The organism is Gordonia desulfuricans NBRC 100010 (assembly GCF_001485495.1).
In the GTDB taxonomy this organism is placed as follows: Bacteria; Actinomycetota; Actinomycetes; order Mycobacteriales; family Mycobacteriaceae; genus Gordonia; species Gordonia desulfuricans.
Window position 1 is genome coordinate 1 of record NZ_BCNF01000209.1, and the last position, 2,095, is coordinate 2,095.

Genomic DNA, 2,095 nt, shown 5'->3' on the forward strand with positions numbered 1-2,095 from the left:
GATTCAGTGTCATGACCACCACAACATCGACATCAGTTGCACCCCAAACAGTGCCGCCACTACCGGCCGACCTCGACCACGCGCTACGCCGATTGAAACTGGCCTCGATCCGCCGCACCGCACCCGAGGTGCTGCTCACCGCGAAAACTCAGCGGTGGACACCCGAAGAAGTACTGCGGACCCTGGTGGAAGCCGAGATCGCCGCTCGTGATGCCTCCAACATCCGCAACCGACTCAAAGCTGCCGGGTTCCCGCTCACCAAAACCCTGGAATCGTTCGACGTGGCCGCATCCTCCATCCCGGCCAACACCTTCGAATACCTGTCCTCGCTGGAATGGGTTCGGGCCCAACACAACCTGGCCTTGATCGGCCCAGCCGGGACTGGCAAGAGTCACACCCTGATCGGGTTGGGGATCGCCGCAGTGCACGCCGGACACAAAGTGCGGTACTTCACCGCCGCCGACCTCGTGGAGACCCTGTATCGCGGGCTGGCCGACAACACCGTCGGTAAAACCATCGACACCCTGCTGCGCCAAGATCTGCTCATCCTCGACGAGATCGGATTCGCCCCGCTCGACGACACCGGCACCCAACTGCTGTTCAGGCTCGTCGCCGGCGCCTACGAACGCCGCTCTCTCGCGATCGCCAGTCACTGGCCCTTCGAACAATGGGGACGCTTCCTGCCCGAACACACCACCGCCGCCAGCATCCTCGACCGACTCCTGCACCACGCCACCATCGTCATCACCGACGGCGACTCCTACCGCATGACACACCGAACGGAGGTACCACCCACCTAGAACATCCCGCACAGGGTGGGGACTTTTACCTGGCCACCAGCGGGGACATCAAACTGGCCGTTGACAGTCACAGATACTCAGGAGCTGCCCGGACATGCTCGCGGCGCTCCGAGGGAGTGATCCCGTACTGCCGCTTGAATGCCCGGCTGAAGACAGCAGCGTCTGCAAATCCATAGCGCACCCGAATATCCTGAACACTAAGATGACGATACGCGGGGTCGCCCAGGCATTCGAAACACCTCATCAACCGCTCGTCACGCACCCAGGACGAGAAGGTTGCCGACTCCTCGGTGAAGAGCCGATGCAAATGGCGCACCGAGATGGAGAACGCCGCAGCGACACCGTGCGGGGTCAACAACGGATCACCGAGCCGGGATCTCACATACTGTTTGATGCTCATCAATGACCGCTGCGGACCAGCACCGCCACCGTGAGAGGGACCGGCTGCCCATCGCAGCGTCGTGGCAAGCAAGTCGATCCCCGCTTCGCCCAGTTGTTCGCGTTCGACATCGGAGGCGTCCTCGCCAACACGCTGCAGGTTGGTGAGAAACCCAGAGACTGCCCAGCCCATCCCCAAAGAGCCATCGATGCGTCGGGCGGTGGCATCGGCGGCCAGCGTTCCGCGAGCATCAAGGGCAGTTCGTGGAATATGGAAGACGAGGTGATCAAAGCCATCACCCTGGAAGTCCACCGAGTAGCTGCGGGCGGTATCGAAGATCGTGAAGTCACCGGCTCGCAGTTCCACCTCACGATCATCCTGAATGCCCACCGTGCGACCGCGCAACTGCAGTGCGAGCAGATACCGATCGTCCTCGCTGTGGGAAAGACAGTCACGGCTGCGGGTGGCAATCATCGGGTCACAGCTGATCCGCGTTGCCCGAAGAACGCCGTACGAGCGGGTGCGCACCGCCCCGCGATATGTGCGGCTACCGCGGTGGTCCACTTCGAGTTCGACAAAGGTGCGGCAGATGACCTGGCGCCAGTACTCCTCGCGGTCACCGTCAGGAATCCCGGCAGTAGACAACGTTGTTTCCATGGGCCTTTATTCTATGCGGGATGCCATAACATGTCCGTCCTACCGAGGCCTCGTTGACTTCTGGTGACACGATTGTTGGCCTGGAGCGACGTTCTCGGCGGCACCGCCTCGCATCATGCACTCGGTGTGGGCCGCATGAGTCACTGGCGGTAGGTCGTGACAGTGAAATCGGGGAAGCGGTTGGCGAATTTGGTGGAGTCGAAGCTGTTGTCGTCGCGGTAGCGTGGCAACAGTTCGCTGGCTTCCTTCACGGTGAACC

General features: G+C 61.8%; 2 protein-coding genes. One reads left to right on the forward strand and one right to left on the reverse strand.

The features are described 5' to 3' along the window. Nucleotides 1–11 precede the first annotated feature (11 nt). Nucleotides 12–800 (forward strand): IS21-like element helper ATPase IstB, encoded by a 789-nt coding sequence (istB, locus tag GD1_RS23855; RefSeq protein WP_006902471.1) that lies wholly within the window; start codon nucleotides 12–14, stop codon nucleotides 798–800. Nucleotides 801–867: 67 nt separating this feature from the next. Here istB and GD1_RS23860 read toward each other — a convergent pair whose 3' ends face one another. Next, complete coding sequence (locus tag GD1_RS23860; RefSeq protein WP_059040010.1) at nucleotides 868–1,836, reverse strand: AraC-like ligand-binding domain-containing protein; 969 nt, start codon at nucleotides 1,834–1,836, stop codon at nucleotides 868–870. Between the last annotated feature and the right edge of the window lie 259 nt (nucleotides 1,837–2,095).